The organism is uncultured Intestinimonas sp. (assembly GCF_944387245.1).
Lineage (GTDB): Bacteria > Bacillota > Clostridia > Oscillospirales > Oscillospiraceae > Intestinimonas.
Genome location: NZ_CALXEE010000087.1, coordinates 1 through 7,898 on the forward strand (window position 1 = coordinate 1; position 7,898 = coordinate 7,898).

Here is a 7,898-nt window from a genome sequence, read left to right on the forward strand (position 1 = left end):
GTGGTGGCGCTGCCTGGTGTTCCTTCTATTGTAGCACGGGACTTTCCAGATGCCCCACCACCCTACGAAGCCCACCCTCATCCGCCCCAGCGTGTGTACTGGGGCACCTACGGACGGAGGAGAGACACTTTCAGGCCCCATTTGCTTCCCCGCTGGAAAAAAGGAGGTCCCCATGAGCATTCTGGACGCTTACGACCCCGCCCGGGAGGCGGTTCTGGAGCCTAGCCACGCCGCCGCGCCGGTGGAGGGCTTTCCCGAGACGGTGGTGGTCACCTTCCAGCCCTCCCTGACCCAGACCGCCGCCAACTGGCCGGGGACCCGGGTGCTGGTCCACCTGCCCGTCTTTTTTCAAATCCCTATCTACGCCATCGACTACCAGGACAAGACCTTGGGCCTCTACCAGACCCTGCTGGGGAGCGCCGCCTCCGCCGGCATGATGGAGGAGGTCATCGCCCGTGGCGCCCGCCGCTTTATCCTCTTTGGCTCCTGCGGCTCCCTGACTCGGGCCCTGCCCGACGGCCACCTCATCGTCCCCACGGCGGCCCGCCGGGATGAGGGCGTGAGCTACCACTACCTCCCCCCGGAGGAGGACTATATCCCTCTGGACACCGCCCCCCGTACCGCCCAGGTCCTCACCCAGCTGGGGGTGCCCTTTGTGGAGGGCCGCACCTGGACCACCGACGCCCTCTACCGGGAGACCCGGCGGAATGTGGCCCGGCGCAAGGCTGAGGGCTGCCTCTGCGTTGACATGGAGTGCGCTGCCTGCGCGGCGGTGTGCAAATTCCGGGGCGTGGAATTTTACCAGTTCCTCTACACCGAAGACAACCTTGGGGACAACTTCTGGGACCCCGGCCTGCTGGGCAAGCTGCCCCAGGACGCCAAGGAGGCCTACTTCCGGCTGGCCCTGGAGCTGGCCCGCCGGGTCACCCCCTGAGTAAGAAAGGACGGATACACATGGATCTCGACCACTTTGCCGGTCTCCTCTCCGCCCAGCTCCGCCGCCCGGCGGTGCCGGTGGATCAGCAGCTGGCCACCCTCAAGCGGCTGAGCTTCCGCTTCTCCCCCGAACTGGAGGCCCACCTCCAGGCCCATCCCGAGTCCTACGAGGACCCGGCCTACCTCTCCCTCCTCTGCCGCCTGGCCCAGGACGAGCCCGACCAGGCCCTGGTGACGGTCCCTGAGTCCCCCTCCCCCGACACCATGTACCGGGACCTCCTCAAAAGTCTCTCCGCCCTCACCGGCGGGGCGGCGGACCTCTCCGGCGGCGACCTGGCTCCCGCCGCCGACGGCAAGCGGACCCTCACCTTCACCCTGAACGGCCAGGACTGCCAGTATGAGGCCCAGGACCTGGGCGGTTGGCTGGACCTGGGCCTGCTCACCCACCTCAACGGCCTGCTGGCCCAGCGGGAGGAGAAAAAGCGCTTCCTCACCGTGGAGGACATCCGCCTGCCGGGACAGCTGGTCTTCTTCCGCTCCCCCCAGTGGGCCGGCTTCTTCGCCGCCGCCACCAGCCTGGACGCCAAGGAGGCCTGACACAGCCCTATGCCCGGAGCCCGCTCGCCGGAAGGGCTCCGGGCTTTTTTCAGCCCTCCCGGAAACTCCTCCCACCCCTTTACGTAGTGCTGAAATCGTGGTATAATTCATATCGATATGCTGAAATGTCATATTTAAAATTATGAAAGACAAGGAGTGACCCGCAGTGGAGGAACTGGAAGAACTGAAGCGCCGGCTGGAGGAGGAGCGCCCCATGGTGTGGGACAGCTTTCCCGACATCGGCCTCTACATGGACCAGGTCATCTCCTACGTCTCCCGCCAGCTCATCTCCTATGACGGCGGCGAGGCTCTGACCCCCGCCATGGTGAACAACTATATCAAGGACGGCCTGCTTCCCCGGGCCGAGGGCAAGAAGTACAGCAAGACCCACCTGGGCTACCTCACCGCCATCTGCGCCCTCAAGCAGGTCCTCTCCGTCCGGGACACCCGCACCCTGCTGGAGACGGGCAGCGCCGGCCGGGACCCGGAAAAGCTGTACGCCGCCTTCTACCAGGAGCTCTCCCTGGCCCTGGACTGCACCGCCGAGGTGCTGGACCCCGACCTGAGCCGGGAGGACCTGCCCCGGCTGGCCCTGCGGCTGGCCCTGCGCAGCTACGCCGACAAGCTGGCCTGCCAGCGCCTCCTCTCCCTCATTGCCCCCCAGGAGGAGAAGCCGGAACGCCGGAAAAAGTGATCTCAAATCGGAGTACATACTCCATTCTATACGGGAGGTAATTACCATATGAGCGACTATGTCATCGTCACCGACTCTTCCGCCGACCTGCCTGACAGCCTGGTCAAAGAGCTGGGGGTGGAGGTGCTGCCCCTGTCCTTCACGGTGCAGGGCAAGACCTACCACAACTATCCCGACGACCGGGAGATGGACCCCAAGGTCTTTTACAAGATGCTCCGGGACGGCGAGATGGCCACCACCTCCGCCGTCAACGTAGCCGAGTACACCGCCATGCTGGAGCCCCTCCTCCAGGCCGGGAAGGATGTACTGGTGCTGGCCTTTTCCTCCGGCCTGTCCACCACCTACCAGTCCTCGGTCATCGCGGCGAATGAGCTCGCCGAGCAGTACCCCGACCGGAAGATCTGTACCGTGGACACCCTGTGCGCCTCCATGGGCCAGGGCCTGCTGGTGTGGCTGGCCGTCCAGGAGCAGCGGAAGGGCAAGAGCCTGGAGGAGGTCCGGGACTGGGTGGAGGAGAACAAGCTCCACCTGTGCCACTGGTTCACTGTGGACGACCTCCACTTCCTCAAGCGGGGCGGCCGCATCTCCGCCGCCACCGCCGTGGTGGGCACCATGCTCTCCATCAAGCCCGTCCTCCATGTGGACGACGAGGGCCACCTCATCAGCATGGGCAAGGCCCGGGGCCGGGCCGCCTCCCTCACCGCCCTGGTGGACCACATGGAGAAGACCGCCACCGACGTGGACACCGTCTTCATCAGCCACGGCGACTGTCTGGACGACGCCGAGAAGGTGGCCGCCGACGTGAAGAAGCGCTTCGGCACCAAGGACGTGGTCATCAACAACGTGGGGCCCGTCATCGGCGCCCACTCCGGACCCGGCACGCTGGCCCTCTTCTTCCTGGGCACCAAGCGGTAATTTTTCCAAAGGAGCTGCATCTATGGATACCACATGGCTGGAGGTCACGGTGGAGACCGCCGAACCTCAACTGGACGACCTGTGCGCCAAGCTGACCATGAACGGCGCCACCGGTCTGGCCATTGAAGACGAAAACGATTTCAAGACCTTTCTGGAGCAGAACAAGCAGTACTGGGACTACGTGGACGATGAGCTGCTGGAGAGGATGAAGGGCGCCGCCCGGGTGAAGTTCTACGTCACCGACGACGGCGACGGCAAGGCTCAGCTGGAGAAGTGGATGGCGGGCATCGACCTGCCCTACTCCACCACTCCCCTGCGGGAGAACGACTGGGCCACCAGCTGGCAGAAATATTATAAGCCCCTCTCCATCGGGGAGCGGCTCTACGTGGTGCCCGAGTGGGAGAAGGGGGAGCCGGTGCCCGACGGCCGGACCGCCCTCTACCTCAACCCCGGCCTCACCTTCGGCACCGGCAACCACGCCTCCACCCGGCTGTGCCTGGAGTGGACCGAGCAGTCGGTAAAACCCGGCGCCAAGGTGCTGGACCTGGGCTGCGGCTCGGGCATCCTGTCCATCGCCTCCCTGCTGCTGGGGGCCGCCTCCGCCATCGGCGTGGACATCGACCCCAAGGCGGTGGACGTGGCCTACGAAAACGCCGGTCTCAACGGCATCGGCCGGGACAAGTACACCGTGCTGGCCGGGGACATCCTCTCCGACGCCTCCCTGAAGGCGGAGCTCTCGGCGCAGAAATACGACGTGGTGCTGGCCAACATCGTGGCCGACGTCATCATCCCCCTCTCCGCCCACGTGGAGGAGCTTCTGGCCCCCGGCGGCGTCTTCCTGTGCTCGGGCATCATCGACACCCGCTGCGAGGAGGTCCGCGCCGCCTTGGAGAAGAACGGCCTCATCGTCTTTGGCCGGAAGGACCGGGACGGCTGGGTGGCCTACGCCGCCCGCTTCTGAGTCCAAATTCACGAAAAGGAGGTCCTGACCCATGAAGGCGGTGGTCCGCCCCATCCCCTATCCCGCCAACGGACGGCTGCTGGCGGTCAGCGACGTCCACGGCAACCTGCCCTGGCTGAAGGGCCTGCTGGACAAGGTGGGCTTTACCACCGACGACGCCCTGGTCCTGGTGGGCGATCTCATCGAAAAAGGCCCCGACAGCCTGGCCACCCTGCGCTACGTCATGGAGCTCTCCAAGACCCACACCGTCCACGCCTTGTGCGGCAACTGCGACAACCTGGCAGTGGACTTTGTGGACCAGAATGCCGGCCTGGGCCGGGACTTCTTCCGCTACTACCTCAATGTGTGGAAGGAGCGCTCCCTGGTGGTGCAGATGGCCATGGAGATCGGCGCACCGGTGTCCTCCCCCGAGGACCTGCCCGCCCTGCGCGCCGCCCTGCGGGAAAAATTCGTCCCCGAGCTGGACTTCCTCCGGAGCCTGCCTACCATCCTCACCGCCCCGGGCTACGTCTTTGTCCACGGCGGCGTCCCCTCTTACGACCACATGGAGGAGCTGGACGCCTGGAAGTGCATGAAAAATGACGATTTTCTCTCCCAGGGCCATTCCTTCCCCTATTACTGCGTGGTGGGGCACTGGCCGGTGACCCTCTACCACACCGGCCGCCCCTGCTGTGAGCCCCTGGTCTGCCCCGACCGGAAGATCATCAGCATCGACGGCGGCTGTGTCCTCCAGGCCGACGGCCAGCTCAACGCCCTCATCCTTCCCCGGGAGGGTGAGAACATCACCTGGTGCTCCTACGACGATCTCCCCACCCGCCGGGCGCTGGACGGCCAGGCGGAGAGCGCGGACCCCTTCATTATCTCCTGGAACGACCACGCCGTGGAGGTGCTGGAGCGGGGGGAGGAGTTCTCCCTGTGCCGCCACCTGAGCACGGGAAGGGAGATGTGGGTGCTCACCAAGTACCTGCGGTGCCGGGATGGGCAGTGGTGGTGTCTGGACTCCACCGACTACCACCTCCCCGTCGCCCCCGGCGACCTCCTCTCCGTGGTGGAGGAGACCTCCCGGGGCGCCCTGGTGAAGAAGAACGGCTCCACCGGCTGGTACCTGGGACGGCTGGAGGAACTCTGACCGGCTTTTTCCCTGTTTTTATCGTGAAAAAAGGGAGAAATTAGGGCAGAAATCCATTGACAAGCACCATAGGCACTGATATACTATTATAGCCGCTTTGACTGGGTACGAAAGTGAGAGAGCGCTCAGCGCTACTTCACTGTCACGCTGCGAAGCCTCCGCGACGGCGTCCAAGCCCCTACGACTGCGCAAGCCGGCCTCCGGTCCCACAGGACCTGCGGTCCGTTTGCTCCGCTCCGGGTCTTGCCCGCCTGCTCCCGGCTTCTCCGCGCTTCTTTCCACCCCCGACAGCGAGCCCGTAATGAAGGAGTGAAAACAGAATGCACGCGATCATTGAGACCGGCGGCAAGCAGTACAAGGTGGCCGAGGGTGATACCCTCTTCATCGAGAAGCTTCCCGTCGAGGCCGGCGACACCGTGACCTTTGATAAGGTCCTGGCTGTGCTGGACGGCGATAAGGCCACCTTCGGCGCTCCCGTGGTGGACGGCGCCAAGGTCACCGCTTCCGTGGTGAAGAACGGCAAGGGCAAGAAGGTCATCGTCTTCAAGTACAAGCCCAAGAAGGGCTACCGCCGCAAGCAGGGCCACCGTCAGCCCTACACCAAGGTCACCATCGGCAAGATCGAGGCCTGAGCCTCCCTCTTTCCTGACCTATGATCGAGGTTACTTTTTTTACGGAGGGCAGCCGCCTGACCGGCTTTGAAGTCAAGGGTCACAGCGGGCTGGCCTCCCAGGGGGAGGACATCCTCTGCGCCGCCGTCACCAGTGCCGTACGGCTCACCGAGTGCGCCGTCAACGACATCCTTGGCCTGGAGGCCGCGGTAAAGGTGCGGGAAAAGGATGCCTCCATCACCCTCAAGCTCCCCGGCGGCCTGGGGCAGACCAATGAGAGCACCTGTCAGACCCTTCTGACGGCTATGATGGTCTACTTCACCGACCTGAGGGAGGAATATCCCGACAACATCATCGTTTACGACATGGAGGTGTAACACCATGCTGAAGATCGGTCTTCAGTTCTTCGCTCACAAGAAGGGCGTCGGCTCCACCCGGAACGGCCGTGACTCCGAGTCCAAGCGTCTGGGCGTGAAGCGGGGCGACGGTCAGTTCGTCCTGGCTGGCAACATCCTGGTGCGTCAGCGCGGCACCCACATCCACCCCGGTGTGAACGTGGGCAAGGGCAGCGACGACACCCTGTTCGCCCTCAAGGACGGCAAGGTCAAGTTCGAGCGTCTGGGTAAGGACCGCAAGCAGGTTTCCATCGTGGAGATCGCCCAGTAACTTGAGCATCATAACGCCTCGGACAGGGTATCCTCTGTTCGGGGCGTTTTTTCGCTATTCTTACTTTTACACAGGAGGTGCTGTCTATGCCAGCATTTGTGGATACCGCGAAAATCACGGTAAGGTCCGGCAAGGGAGGCAACGGCGCCGTGGCCTTCCACCGGGAGAAGTATGTGGCCGCCGGCGGCCCCGACGGCGGTGACGGCGGCCGGGGCGGCGACGTGATCCTCCAGGTGGACCCCCACATGTCCACCCTGATGGACTTCCGCTACAAGCGCAAGTACGTGGCCGGCAACGGCATGGACGGCACCGGCAAGCGCTGCTCGGGTAAGGACGGGGAGGACATGGTCATCAAGGTCCCCCTGGGCACCGTGGTCCGGGACGCCGAGAGCCGCCAGATCATCGCCGACATGTCCACCACCGAGCCCTTCGTCCTCTGTCGGGGCGGCAACGGCGGCTGGGGCAACAAGCACTTTGCCACCCCCACCCGCCAGGTGCCCAACTTCGCCAAGGCCGGCCTGCCCGGCCAGGAGCGTGAGGTCATCCTGGAGCTGAAGCTGCTGGCCGATGTGGGCCTGGTGGGCTTCCCCAACGTGGGCAAGTCCACCCTGCTCTCGGTGGTCTCCAAGGCCCGTCCCAAGATCGCCGACTATCACTTCACCACCCTCTTCCCCAACCTGGGCGTGGTCTACGTGGACGAGGGGGTCTCCTTCGTCATGGCCGACATCCCCGGCATCATCGAGGGGGCCAGTGAGGGCGCCGGCCTGGGCCACGACTTCCTCCGGCACATTGACCGCTGCCGGCTGCTCATCCACATCGTGGACGTGTCCGGCCGGGAGGGCCGGGACCCGGTGGAGGACTTTGAGGCCATCAACGCAGAGCTTGCCCAGTACAGCCCCCAGCTGGCCCAGCGGCCCATGCTGGTGGCGGGCAACAAGGCCGACATCGCCGAGGACCGGTCCCTGCTGGAGAAGCTGAAGGCCCACGTGGAGGCCAAGGGGCTCACCTTCTTTGAGCTCTCCGCCGCCACCCACCAGGGGGTGGACGCCCTCATGCGCCACGCCGCCGGGCTGCTCTCCCAGCTGCCCCCCATCACGGTGTACGAGCCCGACTACGTCCCCGCCCCCCCGCAGCTGGACACCAGCGGCGACGTCACCATCGAGAAGGTGGACGACGTGTGGATGGTGGACGGGCCCTGGCTCCAGCGGCTCATGGCCAACGTCAACTTCGGGGACATCGAGTCCCGGAACTGGTTCGACCGGGTCCTGCGGGAATCCGGCCTCTTCCAGCGCATGGAGGAGATGGGCGTCCAGGACGGCGACACCGTCTGCCTCTACAATCTGGAATTTGAATACCAGAAATAACCCGAGCAAAAAAACGGAGCGCCTT

General features: G+C 64.7%; 10 protein-coding genes. All 10 read left to right on the forward strand.

Features of this window, described 5'->3' with window-relative positions:
- Window positions 1-172 precede the first annotated feature (172 nt).
- Window positions 173-934, forward strand: coding sequence for a nucleoside phosphorylase (locus Q0K15_RS09810; protein WP_294515671.1), 762 nt, complete (start codon window positions 173-175; stop codon window positions 932-934).
- A gap of 20 nt (window positions 935-954) precedes the next feature.
- Window positions 955-1,533: a hypothetical protein gene (locus tag Q0K15_RS09815; RefSeq protein WP_294515672.1), complete on the forward strand. Its 579-nt coding sequence runs from the start codon at window positions 955-957 to the stop codon at window positions 1,531-1,533.
- Window positions 1,534-1,699: 166 nt separating this feature from the next.
- On the forward strand, window positions 1,700-2,227 hold the full coding sequence (locus tag Q0K15_RS09820) for a DUF1836 domain-containing protein (protein WP_294515673.1): 528 nt from the start codon (window positions 1,700-1,702) through the stop codon (window positions 2,225-2,227).
- Window positions 2,228-2,275: 48 nt separating this feature from the next.
- Window positions 2,276-3,142 (forward strand): DegV family protein, encoded by an 867-nt coding sequence (locus Q0K15_RS09825; RefSeq protein WP_294515674.1) that lies wholly within the window; start codon window positions 2,276-2,278, stop codon window positions 3,140-3,142.
- A 22-nt stretch (window positions 3,143-3,164) separates the two neighbouring features.
- Window positions 3,165-4,103, forward strand: coding sequence for a 50S ribosomal protein L11 methyltransferase (gene prmA, locus Q0K15_RS09830; RefSeq protein WP_294515675.1), 939 nt, complete (start codon window positions 3,165-3,167; stop codon window positions 4,101-4,103).
- A 31-nt stretch (window positions 4,104-4,134) separates the two neighbouring features.
- Complete coding sequence (locus Q0K15_RS09835) at window positions 4,135-5,232, forward strand: metallophosphoesterase (protein WP_294515676.1); 1,098 nt, start codon at window positions 4,135-4,137, stop codon at window positions 5,230-5,232.
- Window positions 5,233-5,552: 320 nt separating this feature from the next.
- On the forward strand, window positions 5,553-5,864 hold the full coding sequence (gene rplU / locus Q0K15_RS09840; RefSeq protein WP_204739601.1) for a 50S ribosomal protein L21: 312 nt from the start codon (window positions 5,553-5,555) through the stop codon (window positions 5,862-5,864).
- 20 nt (window positions 5,865-5,884) lie between these two features.
- Window positions 5,885-6,220, forward strand: coding sequence for a ribosomal-processing cysteine protease Prp (locus tag Q0K15_RS09845; RefSeq protein WP_227603029.1), 336 nt, complete (start codon window positions 5,885-5,887; stop codon window positions 6,218-6,220).
- 4 nt (window positions 6,221-6,224) lie between these two features.
- Window positions 6,225-6,509, forward strand: a complete 285-nt coding sequence (gene rpmA, locus Q0K15_RS09850; RefSeq protein WP_101692346.1) for a 50S ribosomal protein L27 — start codon at window positions 6,225-6,227, stop codon at window positions 6,507-6,509.
- Between the two features lie 86 nt (window positions 6,510-6,595).
- Window positions 6,596-7,873: a GTPase ObgE gene (gene obgE, locus Q0K15_RS09855; protein WP_294515677.1), complete on the forward strand. Its 1,278-nt coding sequence runs from the start codon at window positions 6,596-6,598 to the stop codon at window positions 7,871-7,873.
- The last annotated feature ends 25 nt before the right edge of the window (window positions 7,874-7,898 follow it).